Genomic DNA, 24,846 nt, shown 5'->3' on the forward strand with positions numbered 1-24,846 from the left:
GAGAGAAAATACATTGGTGTGAGTATTTTTAAATATAATTAGCTGAAAACCACCTCTGAGCGACTTTAATACAGTACGTTTAAATCACGTTACGATTTATTAAGTGGCAAAATAATTTTGCAATTTGGGTGGAACCACGGGAATATACACTCTCGTCCCTTTTTCTTTTAATAAGATTAGGGATGAGAGTTTTTTATTTTATAAACTTATTTTTGAAGGGAGATTGTTAATATGATAAAAGTTACTTTAAAAGATGGCTCTGTAAAAGAATTTGATAACGCTATTTCTGTTTTAGACATAGCTAAAAGCATAAGTGAAGGCTTAGCTAGAAATGCTTACTGTGGTATTGTTAATGGAAAGGTTGAAGATTTAAGATTTGTTGTTGATAAAGATTCAACACTTGAAATATGTACTTTTGATTCTCAAGAAGGAAAGAATGCATTTAGACATACTGCATCTCATGTACTTGCAATGGCTGTTAAAAGATTATTCCCAAATGTAAAGCTTGCTATAGGACCTTCTATTGAAAATGGATTCTACTATGATTTTGATAGTGAAAAATCTTTCATTTCTGAAGATTTAGCTAAAATTGAAGATGAAATGAGAAAAATAATAAAAGAAAATCCTGAAATAAAAAGATTTGAACTTCCTAGAAATGAAGCTTTAGAACTTATGAAAGATGAACCTTATAAACTTGAACTTATAAATGACTTAGGCGAAGATGAGATAATATCTTTTTACCAAATAGGTGATTTTGTAGATCTTTGTGCAGGTCCGCATATAATGTCTTTAAAACCTTTAAAAGCTATTAAACTTTTAAGTTGTACAGGTGCTTATTGGAAAGGTAATGAAAAAAATAAGATGTTATCTAGAATATATGCCACTGCATTCCAAAAAAAATCAGATCTTGATGCTCATTTAGAAGCTTTAGAAGAAGCTAAAAAAAGAGATCATAATAAATTAGGTAGAGAATTAAAATATTTTATGACTGATGAAAATGTAGGTCAAGGACTACCTCTAATAATGCCAAAAGGAGCTAGAATAATTCAAACTCTTCAAAGATGGGTAGAAGATGAAGAGGAAAAAAGAGGTTATGTTTTAACTAAAACTCCTTTAATGGCTAAAAGCGATTTATACAAGGTTTCAGGTCACTGGGATCATTACAAAGATGGAATGTTCGTTCTAGGAGATGAAGAAAAGGATGATGAGGTTTTAGCATTAAGACCTATGACATGCCCATTCCAATATACTATATATAATGCAGAACAACATAGTTACAGAGATTTACCTATAAGATATGCTGAAACTTCTACTTTATTTAGAAAAGAAGCATCTGGAGAAATGCATGGTCTTATAAGAGTTAGACAATTTACTTTAGCAGATGGTCATATAGTATGTACACCTGAACAATTAGAAGAAGAATTCAAAGGTGTTGTAAGCTTAATTGATTATATCATGAACACTTTAGGAATAGCTGGTGATATTTCTTATAGATTCTCTAAATGGGATCCAAACAATACTGAAAAATATATAAATAATCCAGAAGCTTGGGAAAGCACTCAAGATATAATGAGAAATATATTAAATCATTTAAATATAAATTATGTTGAAGCTGATGATGAAGCAGCATTCTACGGTCCAAAACTTGATATTCAATTTAAAAATGTTCATGGAAAAGAAGATACAATAATAACTGTACAAATAGATTTCGCTTTAGCTGAAAGATTTAACATGACTTACGTTGATAAAGATGGTGAAAAGAAACGTCCTTATATCATTCATAGATCTTCAATAGGATGTTATGAAAGAACTTTAGCTATGCTTATAGAAAAATATGCTGGAGCTCTACCAACTTGGTTATGTCCTGTTCAAGCAAAAATTCTTCCTATCTCTGATAAATATAATGACTATGCAGATAAAGTTGCCAATGAATTAAGAAATAGAGGCTTAAAAGTTGAAACTGATTATAGAGCTGAAAAAATAGGTTATAAAATAAGAGAAGCTAGACTTGAAAGAACTCCTTATATTTTAGTTGTAGGAGAAAAAGAAGCTGAAAATAATGAAGTTTCAGTTAGAAGTAGAAAAAATGGTGAAGAAGGAGCAATAGCTCTAGATACTTTAGTTAATAGAATTGCTAACGAAGTTTACAATAAAGAAATATAACTAAAATATATCTACAATAATAAAAGGTCATGAATTTTCATGACCTTTTATTTATAAAATACTATCATCAATACTTTCTAAATAGCTATTTATATCTTTGATTATTTCACTTACACAGCCATCTTCAAATGGTGATTTTAAATTGGCATATCTAACAAGTTCTTGAAAAGGCATTAATCCGCCTATACTACATAATCTTAAATAATCTTCCCAAGCTTCTTTGTGATTTTCCCTATCTTTTTTCCAAAATTGTAGGGCACATATTTGTGCTAATGTGTAATCTACATAATAAAATGGGTCTAAGAATATATGGGCTTGTTGGAACCACCAACCTCCTCTTTCTAAAAAATCACATTCTTCATAGTTTTTATGTGGAAGGTATTTTTTTTCAAGACTTCTCCAATACTCTTTTCTTTCTTTTGGCGTTGCATTTGGATTTTTGTATACAAAGTGTTGGAATTCATCTACTGTTATTCCATATGGAATAAATTTAAGTGCTGAACCTAAGTGAAGATATTTATACTTTTCTGTATCCTCCTTGAAAAATAAATTCATCCAAGGCCAAGCAAAGAACTCCATGCTCATAGAATGAATTTCACAACTTTCATAAGTTGGAAAGTTGCATTCCAAAACATTTATATAACTACTTCTGTATACTTGAAAAGCGTGTCCTGCTTCATGTGTTAAAACATCAACATCTCCTGATGTGCCATTGAAGTTTGAAAATATAAATGGTGCTTTATATTTTGGTATATACGTACAATAACCACCACTTGCTTTTCCTTTTTTAGACACTAAATCCATCAAATTATTATCCACCATAAAATTAAAAAACTCTTTAGTTTCAGTAGATAATTCTGTATACATCTTCATTCCATTATTTATTATCCATTTCTCTCCTCCCTTTGGAGTTGGATTTCCTGATAGGAATTCAAACTTTTCATCATAGTAATTTAATTTTTCCAATCCTAATCTTTTTCTTTGCCTCTCATATAACTTATTATTTACTGGTACAATAAATTCCTCAACTTGTTTTCTAAATTTCTTTACCATTTCCTCATTATAATCAAATCTATTCATTCTAACATAGCCAAGTTCTACAAAGTTTTTATATCCTAATTTTTTAGAAATAGTGTCTCTTACCTTCACTAATTTATCATATATTTTATCTATTTCTTCTTCATTTTTAGTAAAAAATTCATACTTAGCTTTATTTGCTTCTTTTCTTATCTCTCTATCTTTAGATAAAATAAATGGAGTTAACTCAGATAATGTTTTTTCCTCTCCCTTAAATGGTATCTTAGCAGAAGCAATAAGTTTTTGATAACTAGATGCTAACTTATTTTCAAGTTGCATGTCTGAAATTATATTATTAGAAAAAGCCTTTAAAGAATACTTTGCTATATTAAGTATTTGTTTTCCATAACATTTTTCTATTTCATCTTGGTATTTTAAATTCACTAGCACTTCATAAAATTTAGAATTAATTTCTTCATACAAGGGAGAATATTCATCCCAATATTCATTTTCCTTTTCATAAAATTCGTCCTTTGTATTTATAGTATAACGAATAGTTGCTATTTCTCTTGCTGATTCTATTTCACTTCTAACATCATATATTTTATTTATTGCGCTTTTTGCATCATTCCAAGTATCTGCTTTTTCAAGTTCTAATATCAAGTCCTCTAAAATATTTTTTACATTGTTATAATTAGGTCTTTCATATTTAAAATCATTAAATTTCATATCTTTATCCCCTTTAATATATTCTTTTAATAATTTTAACACTTTATTAATATTTAAAAAATAAAAGATTATATTTAAATCATTTTTTAAAACTTTAAATATAATCTTCTACAATATATTTTTATTATAATCTCTATAATATTTATCTATTCCAATTTTTCTTAATTAAATTTAAGCATTACTTTGCCTTTTATTATATGCTTTCATAATAAAATATAATGGTATTGCTATTATAAGTCCACCAAGTCCCCAAATTATTTCTTGAGTGCTAGATTGAAATAATATCCATATACTTACCAGAACTGCTATTATAGGAATTACTGGACCAAATGGTATTTTAAATGAACGTTTAATACCTGGCTTCTTCCATCTTAATACTGGTACTGCTAAGCATGTTGGCAAATATTGAGCAAATCTAGATATTGCACTTATTAAAGCAAGTTCTGTAAATGAACCTGATAATGCTATTGGTATTGTTAATATAACTGTAAGTATTATAGCTACGTATGGTGTATTTAATTTATTATATTTTCCAATAACTTTAGGTAATAACCCATCATTTGCAAGAGCAACTGCCATTCTTGGTGAAGAGAAAGATGAAGCTATATTAATACCTATAATAGATACTAATATTCCAAGACTTACTAATATCTCACCTCCTGAACCAAGAAACCTAGATGAGGCAGTCGCTACTGGTGTTACATCATTTGCTAGCGCTGAACCTAATACTCCAATAGATACAGCTTGAATAAGTATGTATACAGCTGAAACTAAAATCATAACAATAATAATTGCTCTAGGTATGTTTTTAGATGGATTCTCCATATCTTCTGCTGCAAGAGCAATACTTTCAAATCCAGTAAAAGCAAAAAATATTAAAAGTGCTGCCGCTCCAAAAGAGCCTGAAATATATGTTCCATGAGGTAACATTGGGGTAAAATTATTAATTTTCATAAAAAAAACACCAATTGCTATAAAAATAACAAGAGGAACTATTTTTCCTACAGTAGCTATATTCATTATTATTTTAGTGAAATTTACTCCAAGTATATTAAGTATTCCTAATGCAATTATAAAAGCAGTAACTAAAATATCTTTAGTTATACCCTTATCTGCCCCAGGCCAAAATACTGATAAAGCTGTTGTAAAGCCTACCGCCATAGTAGCCCATGCTATAACACATATAGCATAAGTCATTATTCCAACTTCAAATGCTGCAAAACTTCCAAAAGCCTCTCGTGTGTATACATAAGGACCACCATTTTTTTTAAAAATTCCTCCCATTTCTGCAAAGCATAAAGCTATTGTAATGGCTAAAAAAGCATCAAATAATATTACAAATAAGCTTGTAGGTCCAATAAGTTTCATTGCCTGATTTGGAAGTAAAAAAATTCCACTTCCAACAATGGCATTAAAACCTAAAAGAATAATACTAAGAAATCCTATTTTTGATTTCCGTGCGTTCATAATTCTAACCTCTTTCTTTTATCTTCTACTAATAATTTAAAATAAATTTATTATATGTTTACTTTATTTCTTTTATAAAGTATTTAAACAAATTTAACATATCTTCATTCTTATCAGCTAAAATTTCTGGATGCCATTGAATCCCCATAGCAAAAGAACCAGATTTTCTTTCTATAGCTTCAATAACTCCATCACTTGCGATAGCGCTAACTTTAAAATCTTTAGCTACATCTTTAACGGCTAAGTGATGAAGAGAGTTTACAAATGCATTTTCCCCTAATACATTATAAAGAATAGAATCTTTTTCTATTTTAATTTTATGGGAAACTATTGAACCATGCCCTCCTTGAATATGCTTTAAATTATTTCCTTCCTTAAGAGATATATCTTGATATAAAGTTCCACCATTAACAACATTCAATACTTGATGTCCCCTACAAATTCCAAGTATAGGAATTTGTTTTTCCATAGCAAGTTTTGTTAAAGTAAATTCAAATTCATCTCTTTCAGGAAAGACTTGTCCAAGAAGTGGATGTGGTTCCTCATCATATCTTAAAGGATCTATATCATATCCACCTGAAACTATTAATCCATCTATAATATTAAGTTGTTCTTCTAAAATTTTTTTATCAGTAACTACTGGTATAATCATAGGAATAGCTCCTGCCTTTATAACTGAACTAACGTACTCATCATACAATTTCAATCTCTTACATCCTGCAAAACAAATGCTGTCTGTAGCTATTTCTATATTTGCTGATATTCCAATAATTTTTTTACTCATGTTGATTCTCCTATCATCTTTTATTAAATACTACGTTTTTATTTTATATAGACATCAATAATTTCTGACTATTATCCCTAGTATTTTTATAGGAATTTGGGGCTATAAGCATTTTTATTATAATAACTAAAACTAATGATGTCAATAATTTAAGCTAGTAGTTAAAAATATTCTATTTATTAAAAATTAATTTTTATTATTTCATCTTCTGTTATTATAGTATCTATTCTCTTATCAAATTCTTCATTAGGTACATTCTCTATTATCTGAAAGTTATAACACAAAGATATTCTTTTAATTTTATTATGCTTCTCTAAAAATTTATCATAAAACCCTCCACCATAACCTATCCTATATCCTCTTTTGTCAAAAGCCAATCCTGGAACAATTATTAAATCAATCTCATTCCCTACATCTTTTTTACTTATATCTGGCTCAAGTATACCAAATGACCCACTCTCATTTAAATCTAAAATTGATTTGATTTCAAGAGATACCATCTCTTTATTTTGCGACAATACTTTAGGTACTGCAACTCTCTTTCCCATATCTAAAAGTTTATTTATTATATTAATAGTATTTATCTCACTATCCATTCCCACATAAATAAATATTATATTACTATCTTTTATATATTCACTGTTAAAGAAATTATCTATCACTCTCTTATCTAATTCTTGCTTTATATCTTTATTTAATTCCTGTCTTTTTCTTTTAATTATCTTTCTTATATCTTGTTTCCTCATAAATTTATCTCCCATGATATTACAATCTCTCCTATCTATAATTCTTTTATTAGTTTATCAACTCCTTTAATTTTACATTAAATTATTAGCAATTTAAAATTTATTAATATAAGAAATATCTACCCCTTTTATAATAATTCTTCAAAACAAAAATGTGCACAGAAAAAATTCTATGCACATTTTTATTATAAAATTATTCAACCGTAACTGATTTTGCTAGATTTCTTGGTTTATCTACATCTAATCCTTTTTGTTTTGCTATATAATAAGAATATAGTTGTAATGGTACTACACTTAATACTGGTGTTAATAAACTTATCGTATCTGGTATTATTATTGAAGCATCTAAAGATTCAGCATAATGTTTATCTTTTTCACACATAACTCCTAAAACTCTAGCTCCTCTTGTAACAACTTCTTGAATATTACTTACCATTTTATCAACAAGTTCTGATTGTGTTAAAAGCCCTATAACCACAACATTTTTTTCAATCAACGCTATTGGACCATGTTTTAATTCACCACCTGCGTATGCTTCTGAATGTATATAAGTTATCTCTTTAAGCTTTAAAGAACCTTCCATAGCAACACCATAATCTAAGCCTCTTCCTAAGAAATACATATCTTTTTCACCATAATGCTTAGCAGCAAATTTTTGTATTTCATCCTTATTCGATAGTATTTTTTCTACCTTTTCAGGAAGAGTTAACATTTCTTTTTTTATACTCTCAATTTTTTCATTAGATTGCGTTCCTCTTAAAGTTGCAAAGTGTAATGCCACTGTATACATTGCAATAAGCTGAGTTACATAAGCTTTAGTTGATGCAACTGCAATTTCTGGACCTGCCCAAGTATATAAAACATCATCAGCCTCTCTAGATACTGAACTTCCTACAACATTTGTTATAGCTAAAATTCTTGCACCCTTAGCTTTACCATCTCTTAAAACTGCTAAAGTATCAGCTGTTTCTCCTGATTGACTTAAAACTATTATTAAAGTTCTATCTGTTATCACAGGATCTCTATATCTAAATTCTGAAGCAATATCAGTTTCAACTGGTATTCTAGCTAATTTTTCTATTGCATATTTCCCTATAACTCCAGCATGATACGCTGTTCCACAAGCCACTATATAAACTCTATCAATATTTTCTAAATTTTCTTTAGTTATATGAATATCGTCTAAAGTTATAGGCTGTCCTAATACTATTCTCGAAGTCATTGTATCTTTTATGGCTTTTGGTTGCTCATGAATTTCTTTTATCATAAAGTCTTCATAGCCACCTTTTTCAGCAGCATCTGCATTCCATGTTACATGATAAATATCTTTTTTTATAACTTGTTTATCTTCATCGTATAAAGTTACACCATTTTGAGTTAAAACAACAAATTCTTTATCATTTAAAAGATACACATCTTTTGTATGATTTAAAACTGCTGGTATATCAGATGCTATAAAGAATTCATCTTGTCCAACACCAACTATTAATGGACTATCTTTTCTAACAGCTACTATTTTATCTGGTTCATTGTTACAAATAACCCCTATTGCATAAGAACCTTCCATCTTAGATGTAGCTTTCATAACCGCATCTAATAAATCACCTTCATAATAATAATCTATAAGATTAGGTATAACTTCTGTATCAGTTTGTGAGAAAAACTCATATCCCTTTGCTTTTAACATTTCTTTCAACTTAGCATAATTTTCTATTATACCATTATGAACCACACTTAAAGTAACATCTTTATTACTATGAGGATGTGAATTTATATCTGATGGCTCTCCATGAGTCGCCCATCTAGTATGACCTATTCCTATTTTTCCATTCAATGGTTTATTTTTTAATTTTTTCTCAAGATTTAAAAGTCTTCCTTTACACTTTCTAACATTAATCTTTCTATTTTCAAGTACAGCAACTCCTGCTGAGTCATACCCTCTATACTCTAATTTAGATAAACCTTCTATCAGTATCTTCGTAGCCTCTTCATTGCCTACATATCCAACTATTCCGCACATGTGAAATACCTTCCTTTTTTTAATTTTTTAAAGAAAGGACTAAATAAAATTTATTTATAACACCTTATTGGCTTTGTCCTTAAAATCACTTTTAAGTTTTGTCCAACTTTTACGATAGTGTCTTACCGTGAGGTATCCGCCGAAAATTCGATACTCCTCATCCTCGTCAACTCTTAATTTTAGAGCTCTGGCGCTTTTATTTTTACTATTTAGTCCTATACTAATATAATATGCTACTATGTTATATTGTGCTTTAGCATATTATTGCTTACAATTTAATATTCTACCATCAAAAAACTTTTTTTCAAGTAATTTAATCTATATTTATACTATATCTTATAAAAGATATTTTTTTAATTTTTACTCTAGTAATCTTAGAGGAGACTTAACATCTCCCCACACAAAGCTTACAAACTATTTATTTGCCTTTTTTATTATTAAATTTGCTAAATCATGAGCCATTTTATTTATCTCTTCTTGATTTTCTCCCTCTAACATAACTCTAACTAAAGGTTCTGTACCTGAAGGTCTTATTAAAACTCGTCCAACTCCATTTAATGCTTTTTCTATTTTAGCTATTTCATTTTTTATTTCCTCATCTTCTTGATGAATATTTTTCATATTATTAGGTACTTTAGCATTAGCTAAAACTTGAGGAAGTTCTTTCATTATTGATGCTAATTCACTTAATGTTTTCCCTGTCTTTTTAACTATAGATGCCATTTGAAGAGCTGTAACTAATCCATCACCTGTTGTATTATGCTCTAAGAATATTATATGCCCTGACTGCTCTCCTCCTAGAGTATAACCGTTATTAATCATTTCTTCTAAGACATACCTATCCCCAACTTTAGTTTTAACCGTTTTAATTTTTTCTTTTTCACAAGCTAACATCATTCCTAAGTTACTCATAACAGTAACAACTACTGTATCGTCTTTTAATCTACCTAAATCCTTTAAATACTTTCCACAAATAGTTAAAATATAATCTCCATTTATTAAAGTTCCCTTTTCATCAACAGCTAAACATCTATCTGCATCACCATCAAAAGCAAATCCCATATGGCATTTTTTTCTTGTAACATAATCCATTAATTCTTCTGGATGGGTTGAACCACAGTTCTCATTTATGTTTGTCCCATCTGGATTATCATTTACTACAAAAACCTCAGCTCCAAGTTCTCTAAATCCTCTTACAGCAGCTTGATATGAAGCTCCATTTGCACAATCCAATGCTATCTTTAATCCGCTTAAATCTATTCCTACAGTATTTTTAGCAAATTCTACATAATCATCTAGAGCTCCTAATTCTTCTATCTTTCTACCTAAAGCAATTCCTGTTGGAGATGGCACATCTTTAAATCCATTCTCTATTACTTTTTGTATTTGATCCTCTAAATCATCTGATAATTTATATCCTTTATTATTAAAAAACTTAATTCCATTATATTCAACAGGGTTGTGAGAAGCTGATATCATTACTCCAGCATCAGCACCATAAACTCTTGTTAAATGTGCAACAGCTGGTGTTGGTATCACTCCAACACATAATACCTCAGCACCTACAGAGAGTATTCCCGCAATTAATGCTGATTCTAGCATATAACTTGATATTCTAGTGTCTTTTCCTACTATTATTCTAGGCTTATGAGTTCCTTCTGTTAATACATAAGCTCCTGCTCTTCCTAAATTATATGCTAACTCTGATGTTAACTCTGTATTTGCAATTCCTCTAACTCCATCTGTTCCGAATAATCTTGACAAATTTCAGCACCCTTTCTCTTTTATTGATATTTTGTTCTTCAACTTATAATATCACATATATTACTAGCTGTTAATAATTTTATATTCTCCGTATAACAAAATAATGTTATATAAGAATAATTTGTTTTAATTGCTCATAAAATTTTATAGTTATTAATATATATTAATTGCAACTATTAAATTATTTTTTTTATAGACATAATGTTAATAACATCTTAAAATTATATTAAGTGTTAATTTAAGAAAGGGGACTTTATATATGTCAAACAATGAATCTATTTACATAGAAGAAAATACTGAAAAAAGCACAGAAAATTTCGGAGATCTTCTAATGGAACATGAAAAAGAAACTTCCGATGAAAAAAGAAAAATTATAAATTCAATAAAGGAACTTGCACAAAATTCAACAAACTGGAAAGAAGCTAAAATCAAATTAGATGCTTTACTTGAAGAATATAAAAATATTCCTTACTACGATCAAAAAGAAAACAATATGCTAAACGAAGAATTAAAAGAAGCAAAGGATTGTTTCTTTAAGGCTAGACAAGAATTTTATGATAAATCTAAAGAACATTTCAAAGAAAACGAAAATAAAAAACTAGAATTAATAAACTTACTAAAAGACCTATCTTACTCTAATGGATTAAAAGAAACTGATGAACTTTTAAAAAAATATAGTGAACAATTCTACGAAATAGGATTTGCAGGAAAAGATATAAACGATAAATTATTCCATGAATTTAAAGAAATAAAGTCAAATCTTTATTCAATGAGAAAAGAAACTGTTAAAAATCTTCAAAAAGATTTTGCTGTTAAAGCTGAAAGAAAAAAAGAAATTATTAAAAAGCTTAAAGAATTAGTTAATAATGAAAATTGGAAAAAAGCTACAGAAGAATTTACAGCTTTATGTAACAAGTTTAAAAGTATTGGTTTCTCAGGAAAAGAAGGCAATGATGAGATAAGTGAAGGTTATGCAAATGCTAAAAACGAATTTTTCTCTAAAAGACAAGAATATTTTGATGAGCTTAAAGCTGGAAATAGAGCTAATTTAGAGGCTAGACGTGCTATTATAGAAGAATTAAAAGGTCTTTATGAAAATGAAAATTGGAAAGAAGCATCTGAAAAAGTAAAAGCTTTAAGTGAAAAATTCTTCCACATAGGATTTTGTGGTAAAGAAGAAAATGAAAATATTATAAACGAATTTAAAGAGGCAAGAGATGAATTTTATGCTCTTAGACAAGACTATTTTGATAAAATCAATTCTGCTAGAGCTCATAAACAAGAAGAATTTTTACAAGGTCTTATAGACAAAAAAGAAGAGTTTATAAAAAAATTAAAAACATTCATTAAAAATGATGAAGAAAGATTAAATGATTTTACTGATAGATTATTTAATGGAAGACCTACTTCTATAGAGAGAATAGAAAATATGCAAAATATCGTTGAAGATATAAAATCTAGACTTGAAAGTAACAAGGCAAAAATCAAACAAGTTCAAAGTGAAATATTTGATTTAAAAAAACAAATAGATAATTTAAAATAACAAAAAAGAGCAGTATTTTTATTGCTCTTTTTCTTCTACTTCTAATCTATCTAATATAGTATTGTATCCATTACTTCCATAATTTAAACATCTGTTGACTCTACTTATAGTTGCTGTTGAGGCACCTGTTACTTCCCCTATTTCAATGTAAGTTTTCTTTTCTCTTAGCATTTTTGCTACCTGAAATCTTTGACATAAAGCCTTTAATTCACTTATTGTTGAAACATCCTCAAAAAATCTATAGCATTCCTCTATATCTTTAATATTTAAAATAGCAGTAAAAAAATAATCCAATTCCTTTGATTTTAGCTTAGATTCAAATTCCTTCAAATCCTCTCATCTCCTTTTTTAATATGTTACTATTATACTTAATTTTTATATAAAAAAAAAGATAAGACTTTTGGGATAGCCTTATCCTAACTATACTAATAAAAGAGATTGTATTTTTATTTTAGAAACGTTTCCATTTTTCAGAGAATTAATTTACTCTCTACTTATATTTTATTATATTATTCTATAAATGTCAATTTTTATATGGAATTTGTTTAAAATTCCATATAAAAATCTAATCAGCATCTACCATATAGTTTGGTTATATTATATATCTCATTTGCAAGCTCATCTGTAAGCATTTCTTTCTTTAATCTCCATCTCCAATTGGTTCCCGTAGTTGATGGCATATTCATTCTTGATTCATTTCCTAAATTTAAAAAATCTTGCATTAATGCTATTGATGTATCTGCAACGCTACTCCAAACCCCTCTTATAAACCCCCAATTATATCCTTCTTCATCATTTAGTTTTAAGTACTTTTTACAATATTCTATATCTTTCTTATTACCAGTAAGCTCATACCACCCTCTAAAAGTATCATTGTCATGAGTTCCTGTGTAAGCTATACAATTTTTTATATAATTATGAGGTAAATAATCACTTTCTTCTCTAGAATCAAACGCAAATTGCAGAATTTTCATTCCTGGAAATCCTGTTTCATCTCTAAATTCTAGAACCTCATCAGTTAAATACCCTAAATCTTCCGCAATAACATTGACTCTACCCAATACACTCTCTATTGCTTTAAATAATTTCATTCCAGGTCCTTTAGTCCACTGCCCATTAATCGCTGTTTTTTCTCCATAAGGCACTTCCCAATACGATTCAAACCCTCTAAAATGGTCTATTCTCACTACATCATATATTTTAAAACTCTCTCTAACTCTATCTACCCACCATTTATATCCTGTTTTCTCTAAATAATCCCAATCATAAATAGGATTTCCCCAAAGTTGACCAGTTTTAGAAAATGCATCTGGAGGACACCCTGCAACCTTTATCGGAATTTGATTTTCATCTAATAAAAAGGCTTGTGGATTTGACCAAACATCAGCACTATCCTCAGCAACATAAATAGGCATATCTCCAATTATATCTATTCCTAAGGAATTAACATATTTTTTTAGTTTATACCATTGTTTGAAAAACATATACTGAATAAACTTCCAATACTCAATATCACTTGCTAATTCTCTATTATAATAATCCATAGAGTAGGCATATCTTTTTTTAATATCTTCTGCCCAATTTTGCCATGATTTAAGATTAAAACGTCCCTTTATTGCCATGTATAAGGCATAATCATGTAACCAAAAACTCTGTTCTCTCTTAAATTCTTCATAATCTTCACCTAATTTATGCTTTGATTTTTCATAAGCTATCCTCAAAACTTTTAATTTTTCAATGAATAATAAGCCATAATCTATATCTTCTTCATCATCTCCAAAATTTGTATTAATATAGTCCTTCTCATCTAAAAATCCTTCTTCATTCAACATATCCAAATCTATAAAATAAGGATTTCCTGCAAAAGCTGAAAATGATTGATATGGTGAATCTCCATAGCTAGTTTGATTTAAAGGTAATATCTGCCAATAACTTTGTCCTGCTTTCTTTAAAAAATCTGCAAAATCATAAGCCTCTTTTCCAAATGTGCCAATACCATATTTCCCTGGCAATGATGATATATGCATTATTATTCCACTTCGTCTTTTCATTTATTCTCCCCCCAAAATTACCACGTTTATTAAAATATTTTATGCTAAAATATTTTCTACTATTTTAACTTCTTTAGATGATTCTCTTTTAACTAATTCTGTATCTAATAATATATGTTTATGGCCTTCTTTTTTATTTATTAAATCAAATAAATGATTTATACTCATTACTGCCATCAATTCTTTAGGTTGTTTTACTGTAGTTATGCTAGGATTATAAAATTCACTTATATTCATTCCATCAAAACCTATGATAGAAATATCTTGTCCTATTTTAAGACCACTATCTATTATAGCTTTTGCAACTCCTATTGCCATTGCATCTGATATTGCAAATATAGCGCTTATATCAGGTCTTTCCATCAATAAATTTTTAGTTGTTTTATATGCACTTTCTACCTCATAATTTCCGATTAATATATGCTCTTCTGAAAAATTATAATTATATTCTAGTAATGCCTCTTTAAAACCTTTAAGTCTCCACCATCCAATTCCTAAATCATCCTTTTCTCCTAGCATTATAGCTATGTTTTTATGACCTAAATTTATAAGATATTTAGTTGCATGATATGCAGATTTTTTATTATCAATTCCTATTGATGAATATTTACCCTTTCCAAGATCTGATATAGTGTTTACAGAAGTTAATACTATGGGTGCATCAACTGAATCAAAACTATCTTCTTTAATATCAATGAAATTCCCCCCAAGACAAATAACTCCTTGTAATCTTTTTTCTTTAATAAACCCTAGCAATGTGTCCATATCTTCGTCAAATGTATAATCATTTTGTTGAAGAACCATAGTGTATCCATATTCATGTATTTTATTTCCTATTATATTTATCATCTCTGAGAAAAAAGGGTTAAATACACCTTTAACTAATACTCCTATATTTTTAGTATTATTTTGTTTTAAAATCCTAGCGCTATTATTAGGTACATAATTACTATCTTTTATAATCTTAAGTATTTTTTCTCTGGTTTCATCCTTAACATCAGAATGATTATTTAACACTCGAGATACTGTACTAACACCCACTCCTGCTATTTTTGCTATATCTTTAATGTTCATTATTTAGCTACCTCCTAAAAATACGCATGTAATCACAAAATCATCCAAATATTTTTCGTATATATATTTTTTATCTTTAAATTATCTATTTTTTATATTTTAACCTTTTACAGCACCTGACACTAATCCCTTTGATATGAATTTTTGTGACATTAAAAATAGTACAACAATTGGTGCTGACGCCATTACAGCAGCTGCTGAATATTGAGGCCAATTGGCAGAAAATTTATTATTTATAAAACCTCTAAGACCAACCATAAGTGTTTGACTATCTGGATTTTTCAAAAGAGCTGAAGCAAATATATACTCTCCATAAGAACTTATAAAACTAAATAAAAATATAACTACCAACATATTTTTAGTTAAAGGTAATATTATTTTTACAAAGGTTTGAAAAGTAGTCGCACCATCAACAAATGCTGCTTCACTAAGCTCTTTTGGTATACCATCTAAAAATCCTTTAAGAAGCCATATGTTATATGCACTTCCACCACAACCTATTATTATTAATGTAATTATTTTATCCATTCCATTCAATTTATAAGCTATTCCAAGTATAGCTGGAAGTGCCATAGTTGTTGGAAACATTTGAAGAAGCAATAAAAACATTAACCCTTTTCTTCTTCCTTTAAATTTAAGCTTTGAAAAGGCAAATGATGCTGGTATAGTCATTGCTAATTGCATTATTGCTGTAGCAAAACAAACTATTAATGAATTTTTAACCCATATTAAAAAATTTGTATTACTTATAACCTTTTTGTAGTTTTCTAATGTCCAAGACGTCGGGAAAATTGTTGATTGAGTAAATGCATTTCCTTTCGCCATTGATGCAGACACTATAGCTAAAACCGGAAATAAAACTATTGCCATCATTACCCAAAGAAGAATTCTTGAAATCCAAGCTTTTCTTACTTCTCCTGGTCTTAATTTTTTTTTATATTTTAATGTTGATGACTTGCTTATTCTTTCTTTTTCTACTATTTGCATGTTATTCTACCTCCTCGAACTGTCCTGATAATTTCATTTGAAAATATGAAATAGTCGCTAAAATTACAAATATTATAATACTTATTGTTGATGCTATTTCAAATCTACCAAAGGTAGTTGCTAATTTGTAATTTACAGAAGCTAAAATATCCGTATATCCAGCAAATTGAGTGTTTAATCTCGCTGGATTTCCTCCTGTTATAAGATATGCTGAACCAAAATTGTTAAAGTTAAATGCAAAAGATGAAATTATTAATGGATAAGCAGTTTGTGCTAATGAAGGCAATGTAATTTTAAAAAATTGAAGCATTTTACTCGCACCATCAACATCTGCTGCTTCATAATAAGAATCTGGTATTGCAGCTAATGATCCTAAACATACATTCATCATATATGGAAATCCAAGCCATATATTAACCATTATAAGAGCAAACCTAGCCCACATTGGATCAGTAAGCCATGGAATTGGTTCTGATATTAGATTAATATTCATAAGAAGATTATTTATTGCTCCATAACTTCCATTTAATAAACCTTGCCATGATAAAATAGCAACTGTTGCTGGAAGAGCCCAAGGAAGAATAAGTATAGCTTTATATATCCCTCTTTCCTTTATATTAGGATTGTTTAATAATATAGCTACTATAAGTCCTAATAAAAACGTTCCCAAAGTTGAACATAGAGCAAACACTATAGTTCATGAAAAAACTGGGAAAAACACATCTTTAAAAGGGCCCGTAAGAACTTCTATAAAATTACTAAATCCTACAAATCTAAATGGTTCACTTTGTATCAAAGTTTTATTAGTAAAAGCTATGATAATTGTATAAATTATAGGACATATCGTAAATATAAATATTGATATCATAGCTGGTAAAAGATATGGTATAGATTTTAACGTAGTCTTTTTACTTTTATTTTTTAATGAAATTTGCATAATCTCTCCCCCTTATACCAAAATAATAAATTCAATTAATATAATTCAGGGGAGAAATTCTCCCCCTCATATCAAATTATTTTTGTTGTGCTATTCCTTCTTTAATTTGTTCAACTGTTTTATCTGCAGCTTCTTTTGCTGTTTGTTGACCTTGAATCATAAGTAATATATTTGTTTCTCCTGGCTTCCACATTGCTTGAACTTCTGGTATATTAGGCATTGGATCTGCTACTTTTGCTTGTTCAACAAAAGCTCCCATATACTTATTATTCTTAAATGCCTCTGTTTCAAAAGAATCTGTATAAACAGGTATCCTGTTTCCTTCTTCTAAAACTATGTCTCCTGAATTTTCAGCTAAATATTTAACAAGTTCCCAAGCATCATCTTGTTTATCTGATTTAGAACTTACAAAAGCCGCTTGTACTCCCATAAACGGAGTAACCTCATTACCGTTTAAGCTAGGTATTTTAGCCACACCAAAATTTAAACCAGACTCTTCAAATGCTGCTACATCCCAAGGTCCTGATATAAAAAATGCTGTATTCCCAGATGTAAACTCTCCTATTGCAGCATCACCATTTATATCTGATGCCATAAGCTTCCTATTAACAACTAAATCTTCAAGAAATTCATATCCCTTTATTGCTCCTTCATTGTTTAAACCTATATCTGTGGAATCTAATACACCATCATTATTTTTGAATACGTATCCACCATTAGCAGCTATAAATCCATAAGATCTATAAAAATCTCCAATTGCATACTTAAATCCCTTTTCTGCTGCTACTTCTACTAATTCTTCCATAGTTTCTGGAACTTCTGAAACTAAATCTTTATTATAAAATAATGCTGTTGTTTCTTGCGCTATTGGAACTGCATATTGTGTTCCATCTATAGTTACAGCATCTACTAATTGCTCTGATGCTAAAGCCCCTTCATCTATAACTCCCTCTGGAACCTCTGCTAAAAGTCCTGCTTTTTGGAATGTTCCTAAATTATCATGAGCAACTCCAAAATATATATCTGGTCCTTTAGAACTATTTGCTGCTTGTATATAATCTTGAGGTTCTCCTTGATCATCTACAACCTTTACATTGTATCCATTTTCTTCTCCCCATTTATTAGCTAATTCCTCAATTGCTTTAATCTCTCCAGTCTTTAAATGAGACCATATTGTAAGTTCCTTCTTTGAATCATCATTTGAACTTGTAGTAGTATCACTACTTCCACAACCAACAATTGATCCTGCCATTATTGTAGACATTAATGCTGCTAAAACCTTTGTACGTTTACTCATAAATACCCCCTAAAATACTCTAAAAATCATAATATTTTTAAAATTCCATTTTTTAATTTTATTGTGTATAGTTTCCAATTATTATTATAATATTCATCTCATTTATTTTCAATATTTATTTTCTTTTTTTACTATTTTAATTAAATAAGTAATTATTTATATAAATAATTAAAAAATTTCAATTGTTAATTTATCTAAAATTAAATAATGCAATATACCATTAAGATATATTGCATTATCTTTTTACACTTTTTTCTCTAAGCATAAAAGGAACGCTATTTTAAAAATCATAGCTTCATTAAAATTTCTTATATCATATCCTGTATACTTTTCTATCTTATCTAATCTATAAATTAAAGTATTTCTATGAATATAAAGCTTTTTAGAAGCATCTGTTATATTTAAACCAGATTTTAAAAAAACATCTATCGTTTTAATTGTATGCCTATCTAATTTAGAAAATCCATGACTAAAATTTTTTATTATTTCTTTTTTTATCTCTTTATTAATACCATCTACTATATTTTCAATTATAAGATTTTTTTCATTATACACTCCTTCGGACAAATTATACTTTTTGACCAAATTTATTATCCTTATATTTTCATGTATTTTATTTTTTATATCTTTTATCGTATCTATAACACAATAACTTATATAACATTTAATATAAAGATTTGAATATAGCAAATCTCTAATACCTTCCACATGATCTTTAATATCATCCAAATTACATAACATCATGACATAATTATTATATTGCCAAACTATAATATCATAATTAGAGTAACTTTGTTTTATTATAGATAATATATCTTCATTGTTGCTACCTGAAAATATGGTTACTAGCCCAACTTTCTCTAAAATCCACGGTAAATTAGCTTTTATATATTCTAAATCTACTATATCATTCTTTATTAAATCTAATAATATTTTTTCCTTATCAGTTTCAATTTTATCTATTCTATTTTCTATTATATATCTAAGCAACGGAATACAATTTTTATAGCTTTTACTTGTTATAATTTTAAATTCTTTATTTAAATTTATACTCTCTTCTACAATATCATCTTTGCTTAAATTATCTGATAAAAACTTTATTTCTTGATTATTATTTAATTTTATATTAAAAGGAATTTTTGTGCTATAATATATTTCACTAAAAAAATCATGAAAATTTCTCATAAATTCACCCCAAAATTCTTTTGTTAATTAAATTATTTTATTTTCACTATCCTTATCAAACACATGTAAATAATCTGTATTAATATACACTTTAGCATTATCGCCATTTCCTAATTTAGTACTTCCGTTTACTCTTATAGTTATATTTTGATTTCCACATTTAGTATATATATAACTCTCAGCCCCCATAAGTTCTACAACCTCTGTTTTTACATGAATTATTTTATTTAGATTCTCTTTTACTAAATTTATGTTATCATCTAGATGTTCTGGTCTTATTCCAAACGTAACTATTTTCCCAATATAACCTTTGTCTTTTAATTTCTTTCCTTTATCATTTCCAATTTCTATTTTTTCAGATTGGAACTTAGCAAAATACTTCCCACCTTCTTCAATTACACTTCCTTCAATGAAGTTCATTTGTGGACTTCCTATAAATCCTGCAACAAATATATTGGCTGGATTATTATATATTTCTTGAGGTGTTGCAACTTGTTGAACTACACCATCTTTCATAACAACAATCCTAGTTCCCATTGTCATAGCTTCAACTTGGTCATGAGTTACATATATAAATGTAGTTTGTAATCTTTGATGTAACTTAGATATTTCCGTTCTCATCTGAACCCTCAATTTAGCATCCAAATTAGATAATGGTTCATCCATCAAAAACACCTTAGGTTCTCTAACAATAGCTCTTCCAAGAGCAACCCTTTGTCTTTGCCCACCAGACAATGCTTTTGGTTTTCTGTCTAGCAAATGCTCTATATCTAAAATTCTAGCCGCTTCTTTAACTTTTTTATCTATTTCTACCTTTGGAACTTTTCTCAATTTTAATCCAAAAGCCATATTATCGTATACACTCATATGTGGATATAACGCATAACTTTGAAAAACCATTGCTATATCTCTTTCCTTTGGTTCAACGTCATTTACCAACTTATCTCCTATATAAAGTTCTCCCTTTGATATCTCCTCAAGCCCTGCAACCATTCTTAATGTAGTAGATTTTCCACAACCAGATGGTCCAACAAATACTATAAACTCTTTATCTTCTATTTCTAAATTAAAATCTTTAACAGCAGCTACATCCCCTTGATATATTTTATAGATATGCCTTAATGATAAATTAGCCATAAAATCCCCCTCATTATTTAAAACAATATTTTTATAGTAATATTATACAATTCTTATAAAATTTAATAAATAATAAAAAAACACAAATATATTAATATTTTTTTGTATATTCATATAAATTTATTATATTAAAAAGTTGTATACTGTAATCATTACTTAGCATACAACTCTCACTTTATATAATTACTTATATTCTTTTGTTTTTTCTTCCCCACTTAATACTCTTATAGCTCCTTGTGCCAATGCAAGAAGTTCATCTTCTCCTGGATATACAGTAACATCTGATATCCACTCTATATTAGATTTTAAATCTGGCACTAATACATTTGAATAAGCAATTCCACCTGTCAAAAGTATTTGGTCTACTTGTCCATTCAATACAGCAGCCATTTTTCCAACTTCTTTTGTTATTTGATAAATAAATGCTTTATAAACTTTTTCGCATTTTTTATCTCCCTTTTTCATTTTATCAATTATTCCTCTCGCATCATTAGTATTTAAATATCCAACAAAACCACCTTTTCCAACTATCTTTCTATAAACTTCATTTTGAGAATATTTACCGCTAAAGCACATTTTTATTAAATCTCCAACTGGTACGCTTCCTGCTCTTTCTGGTGAAAACGGTCCATCTCCATCTAATGCATTATTTACATCTACAACTTTCCCTTTTTTATGAGCTCCAACAGATATTCCTCCACCCATATGAACAACAATTAAATTTAAATTTTCATATCCTTTTCCTGTTTCTTTACCATATCTTTTAGCAACTGCTTTTTGATTTAAAGCATGAAATTTACTCTTTCTTTGGATTTCTAAAATTCCTGACAATCTAGCTACATCTTCTAATTCATCAGTAACTACTGGATCTACTATATAAGATGGTACATTTAATTCATCCCCTATTGCCCTTGCTAATATTCCACCTAAGTTCGATGCATGAGGACCTTGCACCCCAATCTTCAAATCTTCAATCATAATGTCATTAACTATATACGTTCCACCCTCAACAGGTTTTAACATACCACCTCTTCCAACTACTGCATTCAATTTTTTTATATCAAAATTTTTTTCTTTAAGTACATTTAATATAAGGTCTTCTCTAAATTTAAACTGATCATAAATAGCATTATATCCTTTTAATTCTTCATTTGTATGTCTTATTGTTTCTTGAAACAGCTCTCTCTCTCCCTCAAATAATCCTATTTTAGTTGATGTAGAACCCGGATTTATTACTAATAATTTATATGACATTTAAACCACTCTCCATTAATTTTAAATGTTTACTTAAAAACTTAATTTAATATATATTTTTATTTTGCTTCAGCAATTAATGCCGCTAAAATTATTGAATTAACTTTTGTATGAAAACTATCTGCTCTAGATGTTAAAATTACTGGTGCTGCCGTTCCTACCAAAACTCCTCCATTTCTCGAATCTGACATATAAGTTAATGTCTTATACATAACATTAGCCACATCAATATTAGGTAACAATAATATATCTGCTTTTCCAGCTACTTCACTTGATATTCCTTTATGATGTGCAGCTTCTACTGATATAGCATTATCAAGAGCAAACGGACCATCTACTATGCACCCTTTTATTTGCCCTCTATCATTCATTTTTGCAAGAATTGCTGCATCTACCGTTGCCTGCATATCCATATTTACCACTTCAACCGGAGCAACCACCGCAACTTTTGGAGTATCTATTCCACAAGATTTAGCAACTTGTACTGCATTTTCTATCATATCTTTCTTTGCATTTGCATCTGGATATGTGTTAAAAGCCGCATCTGTTAGTAACAGTAATCTATTCATTTTTTCCACATCAAAAACTGATACATGGGACATAAGTTTACCTGTTCTTAAACCTACTTCCTTATTTAACACACTTCTCAAAAACGTTGCAGTATCCACTAGTCCTTTCATAACCATGTCTGCTTGTCCATTTGAAACTATCTCAACTGCCTTTAAAGTTGCCTTTTTTACATCTTTTTCATTAATTATTTGAACTTGTTCTAAATTCATATCTATTTTTTTAGCTATATCTTGTATTTCTTCTTTATTTCCAACTAATATAGCCTCAACTAGTCCCTCACGAACTACTTCTTTAATAGCTTCTAAAACTGGTTCATCTTGTGCTACAGCTACAGAAACTCTCTTTTTATTTATACATTTAACTTTAGTAAATAATTCATTAAAATTTTTATTCATAACATATTACTCCCTATTCTTTATAGATTTGTTATTTTATTAACATATATATATTATTTTAACAAAAAAAATTCAGAAAACATAAATTTTCTGAAAATTTTAATTAATTTTTACCTTATTTACAAAAGTATCCCATAATACTTTCTGCTACTTTTATTCCATCTACTGCAGCAGATATTATTCCACCAGCAAATCCTGCACCTTCACCAGCTGGATATAATCCTGTTAAAGATATACTCTCTAAATTCTTATTTCTTTCTATTCTAACTGGTGCAGATGTTCTAGTTTCTATTCCTGTCAAAATAGCATCATAATCTGCAAATCCATTTATTTTTTTATCAAAGCTTTCTATTCCCTCTTTCAAAGAATCGACCACATAACTTGGTAATGCTTCCCCTATACTAGCTAAAGTATAGTCATTAGCTAACACACTTGGATTAACTTTTCCTAGTTTGGTAGTTTTTCTATCATTTAAAAAGTCTCCTAAAAGTTGAATTGGTGTTTTAAAATTACCTCCACCTATCTTATATGCTAAATTTTCATAATGCCTTTGAAATTCCATCCCTGCTAAAGGTTTATCACTTTTAAAATCTTTACTAGAAACAGTAACAACTAAAGCTGAATTAGCATTTTCTTTATCTCTAGAATTATAACTCATTCCATTTACACAAAGCCTTTCATCCTCTGACGATGCATTAACAACTACCCCGCCTGGACACATACAAAATGAATATACTGCCCTTTGCATTTTTTGACTTTGATATGTTAATCTATAATCTGCTGCATTTAATCTTTTATGATTTGCATAATTGCCATATTGATTTACATTTATTAAGCTTTGAGGATGCTCTATTCTAACTCCAATTGCAAATGGCTTAGGGGTCATAAATATTCCTTCCCTAAAAAGCAACTCATATGTATCTCTCGAACTATGTCCTAATGCTAAAATACAAACTTCACAAGGAATCTCTTCTCCATTTACTATAATCGCCTTTAACTTATTATTATGTTTTATAATTCCTTCAAACTTTGAATTAAAATATACCTCTCCACCTAGAGATTTTATTTCTTCACGAATATTTTTAACAACTCCCTTTAATACATCAGTTCCAACATGTGGTTTACCAACATACATTATAGACTCATCTGCACCATGTTTTACTAGAGTTTCTAAAACAATATTACATCGTGCATCTTTTATTCTAGTAGTTAATTTTCCATCCGAAAAAGTTCCTGCTCCTCCTTCACCAAATTGTACATTAGATTCTGTATTTAAAATACCTGTATCCCAAAATTTTTCAACAGTTTCACTTCTTTTGTCTACATTCTCACCTCTCTCAAACACTATTGGGTTATATCCTTGTCTTGCTAAAGTTAATGCTGCAAAAAGCCCTGCAGGCCCAAGCCCTATAACTACCGGTCTATGCTCTAAAACTTTATTCCCAAATTTAAACTCCTCTGTATTTAGTGCAACATCTATCTGTACATCATTACTATTAGCTCTAGATACAACTTTCTTTTCATTTTTGCATTCTAAACTAATCGCATAATTAAACCTAATATTATTTTTTTTTCTAGCATCTATTGATTCTTTTAATATTTTTATTTTCCCCAAATCTTTAACAGGTACATTTAATTTTTTAGAAACTTTTTTCTCTATACAAGATATATCTTCATCTATACTTAAACTTATATTATTTACTCTTATAGTCATACACTAAACTCC

18 protein-coding genes, 1 pseudogene and 1 other annotated feature (1 of these 20 only partly in view) are annotated in these 24,846 nt (G+C 28.7%); of the genes and pseudogenes, 2 read left to right on the top strand and 17 right to left on the bottom strand.

Going from position 1 to position 24,846, the window contains the following annotated elements; all coding sequences use genetic code 11:
- Positions 1–163 (top strand) — a binding site (T-box leader) (it extends 45 nt beyond the left edge of the window).
- A gap of 68 nt (positions 164–231) precedes the next feature.
- Complete coding sequence (thrS, locus tag DR020_RS04555; protein ID WP_055260028.1) at positions 232–2,163, top strand: threonine--tRNA ligase; 1,932 nt, start codon at positions 232–234, stop codon at positions 2,161–2,163.
- Positions 2,164–2,214: 51 nt separating this feature from the next.
- Here the strand turns inward: thrS and DR020_RS04560 are convergent, their stop codons facing one another.
- The 6 genes from DR020_RS04560 to glmM form a co-directional block, all read right to left on the bottom strand.
- Positions 2,215–3,909, bottom strand: coding sequence for a M3 family oligoendopeptidase (locus DR020_RS04560; RefSeq protein WP_058993784.1), 1,695 nt, complete (start codon positions 3,907–3,909; stop codon positions 2,215–2,217).
- Positions 3,910–4,080: 171 nt separating this feature from the next.
- Complete coding sequence (locus DR020_RS04565) at positions 4,081–5,376, bottom strand: APC family permease (RefSeq protein ID WP_112365386.1); 1,296 nt, start codon at positions 5,374–5,376, stop codon at positions 4,081–4,083.
- A 58-nt stretch (positions 5,377–5,434) separates the two neighbouring features.
- Entirely contained in the window at positions 5,435–6,160 is a 726-nt protein-coding gene (locus DR020_RS04570; protein ID WP_058993779.1) for a gamma-glutamyl-gamma-aminobutyrate hydrolase family protein, read from the bottom strand.
- Positions 6,161–6,339: 179 nt separating this feature from the next.
- Complete coding sequence (locus tag DR020_RS04575; protein ID WP_070101208.1) at positions 6,340–6,906, bottom strand: 5-formyltetrahydrofolate cyclo-ligase; 567 nt, start codon at positions 6,904–6,906, stop codon at positions 6,340–6,342.
- A 193-nt stretch (positions 6,907–7,099) separates the two neighbouring features.
- Positions 7,100–8,926: a glutamine--fructose-6-phosphate transaminase (isomerizing) gene (glmS, locus tag DR020_RS04580; protein WP_112365387.1), complete on the bottom strand. Its 1,827-nt coding sequence runs from the start codon at positions 8,924–8,926 to the stop codon at positions 7,100–7,102.
- 414 nt (positions 8,927–9,340) lie between these two features.
- Complete coding sequence (glmM, locus tag DR020_RS04585; RefSeq protein WP_055260022.1) at positions 9,341–10,690, bottom strand: phosphoglucosamine mutase; 1,350 nt, start codon at positions 10,688–10,690, stop codon at positions 9,341–9,343.
- A 259-nt stretch (positions 10,691–10,949) separates the two neighbouring features.
- On the opposite strand from glmM, the gene DR020_RS04590 reads away from it, so the two are divergent.
- Positions 10,950–12,233 (top strand): DUF349 domain-containing protein, encoded by a 1,284-nt coding sequence (locus tag DR020_RS04590; protein WP_112365388.1) that lies wholly within the window; start codon positions 10,950–10,952, stop codon positions 12,231–12,233.
- An 18-nt stretch (positions 12,234–12,251) separates the two neighbouring features.
- On the opposite strand, the gene DR020_RS04595 is transcribed toward DR020_RS04590, so the two are convergent.
- From DR020_RS04595 to DR020_RS04645, 11 genes and pseudogenes are all read right to left on the bottom strand, one after another.
- Entirely contained in the window at positions 12,252–12,563 is a 312-nt protein-coding gene (locus DR020_RS04595) for a YerC/YecD family TrpR-related protein (RefSeq protein WP_112365389.1), read from the bottom strand.
- Positions 12,564–12,802: 239 nt separating this feature from the next.
- The gene (gene malQ, locus DR020_RS04600; protein ID WP_112365390.1) at positions 12,803–14,284 is read right to left on the bottom strand and encodes a 4-alpha-glucanotransferase; all 1,482 of its coding nucleotides are present in this window, start codon (positions 14,282–14,284) and stop codon (positions 12,803–12,805) included.
- Between the two features lie 39 nt (positions 14,285–14,323).
- Positions 14,324–15,358 carry a LacI family DNA-binding transcriptional regulator gene (locus tag DR020_RS04605; protein WP_112365391.1) on the bottom strand — a complete coding sequence of 345 codons (1,035 nt, stop codon included), beginning with the start codon at positions 15,356–15,358 and terminating at the stop codon, positions 14,324–14,326.
- A 99-nt stretch (positions 15,359–15,457) separates the two neighbouring features.
- Positions 15,458–16,345 (bottom strand): sugar ABC transporter permease, encoded by an 888-nt coding sequence (locus DR020_RS04610; protein WP_058993768.1) that lies wholly within the window; start codon positions 16,343–16,345, stop codon positions 15,458–15,460.
- A 1-nt stretch (position 16,346) separates the two neighbouring features.
- A pseudogene (locus DR020_RS04615) lies at positions 16,347–17,282 on the bottom strand (ABC transporter permease subunit).
- Positions 17,283–17,358: 76 nt separating this feature from the next.
- On the bottom strand, positions 17,359–18,579 hold the full coding sequence (locus DR020_RS04620) for a sugar ABC transporter substrate-binding protein (RefSeq protein WP_058993765.1): 1,221 nt from the start codon (positions 18,577–18,579) through the stop codon (positions 17,359–17,361).
- 243 nt (positions 18,580–18,822) lie between these two features.
- Positions 18,823–19,764, bottom strand: a complete 942-nt coding sequence (locus tag DR020_RS04625) for a PucR family transcriptional regulator (RefSeq protein ID WP_112365392.1) — start codon at positions 19,762–19,764, stop codon at positions 18,823–18,825.
- A gap of 27 nt (positions 19,765–19,791) precedes the next feature.
- Positions 19,792–20,901 carry an ABC transporter ATP-binding protein gene (locus DR020_RS04630; protein ID WP_058993761.1) on the bottom strand — a complete coding sequence of 370 codons (1,110 nt, stop codon included), beginning with the start codon at positions 20,899–20,901 and terminating at the stop codon, positions 19,792–19,794.
- Between the two features lie 183 nt (positions 20,902–21,084).
- A complete protein-coding gene (gene buk / locus DR020_RS04635) occupies positions 21,085–22,155 on the bottom strand; it encodes a butyrate kinase (protein WP_112365393.1) in 1,071 nt (356 codons plus the stop codon).
- A gap of 59 nt (positions 22,156–22,214) precedes the next feature.
- Complete coding sequence (gene ptb / locus DR020_RS04640; protein ID WP_112365394.1) at positions 22,215–23,120, bottom strand: phosphate butyryltransferase; 906 nt, start codon at positions 23,118–23,120, stop codon at positions 22,215–22,217.
- Positions 23,121–23,235: 115 nt separating this feature from the next.
- Positions 23,236–24,834, bottom strand: coding sequence for an NAD(P)/FAD-dependent oxidoreductase (locus tag DR020_RS04645; protein WP_112365395.1), 1,599 nt, complete (start codon positions 24,832–24,834; stop codon positions 23,236–23,238).
- Between the last annotated feature and the right edge of the window lie 12 nt (positions 24,835–24,846).

Source organism: Sarcina ventriculi (genome assembly GCF_900456775.1).
Taxonomy (GTDB): Bacteria; Bacillota; Clostridia; order Clostridiales; family Clostridiaceae; genus Sarcina; species Sarcina ventriculi.

Coding starts and splice junctions, on each gene's coding strand:
- thrS (WP_055260028.1), top strand. CDS start 232: ATGATAAAAGTTACTTTAAAAGATGGCTCTGTAAAAGAATTTGATAAC.
- DR020_RS04560 (WP_058993784.1), bottom strand. CDS start 3,909: ATGAAATTTAATGATTTTAAATATGAAAGACCTAATTATAACAATGTA.
- DR020_RS04565 (WP_112365386.1), bottom strand. CDS start 5,376: ATGAACGCACGGAAATCAAAAATAGGATTTCTTAGTATTATTCTTTTA.
- DR020_RS04570 (WP_058993779.1), bottom strand. CDS start 6,160: ATGAGTAAAAAAATTATTGGAATATCAGCAAATATAGAAATAGCTACA.
- DR020_RS04575 (WP_070101208.1), bottom strand. CDS start 6,906: ATGAGGAAACAAGATATAAGAAAGATAATTAAAAGAAAAAGACAGGAA.
- glmS (WP_112365387.1), bottom strand. CDS start 8,926: ATGTGCGGAATAGTTGGATATGTAGGCAATGAAGAGGCTACGAAGATA.
- DR020_RS04590 (WP_112365388.1), top strand. CDS start 10,950: ATGTCAAACAATGAATCTATTTACATAGAAGAAAATACTGAAAAAAGC.
- malQ (WP_112365390.1), bottom strand. CDS start 14,284: ATGAAAAGACGAAGTGGAATAATAATGCATATATCATCATTGCCAGGG.
- DR020_RS04605 (WP_112365391.1), bottom strand. CDS start 15,358: ATGAACATTAAAGATATAGCAAAAATAGCAGGAGTGGGTGTTAGTACA.
- DR020_RS04610 (WP_058993768.1), bottom strand. CDS start 16,345: ATGCAAATAGTAGAAAAAGAAAGAATAAGCAAGTCATCAACATTAAAA.
- DR020_RS04620 (WP_058993765.1), bottom strand. CDS start 18,579: ATGAGTAAACGTACAAAGGTTTTAGCAGCATTAATGTCTACAATAATG.
- DR020_RS04625 (WP_112365392.1), bottom strand. CDS start 19,764: ATGAGAAATTTTCATGATTTTTTTAGTGAAATATATTATAGCACAAAA.
- DR020_RS04630 (WP_058993761.1), bottom strand. CDS start 20,901: ATGGCTAATTTATCATTAAGGCATATCTATAAAATATATCAAGGGGAT.
- buk (WP_112365393.1), bottom strand. CDS start 22,155: ATGTCATATAAATTATTAGTAATAAATCCGGGTTCTACATCAACTAAA.
- ptb (WP_112365394.1), bottom strand. CDS start 23,120: ATGAATAAAAATTTTAATGAATTATTTACTAAAGTTAAATGTATAAAT.
- DR020_RS04645 (WP_112365395.1), bottom strand. CDS start 24,834: ATGACTATAAGAGTAAATAATATAAGTTTAAGTATAGATGAAGATATA.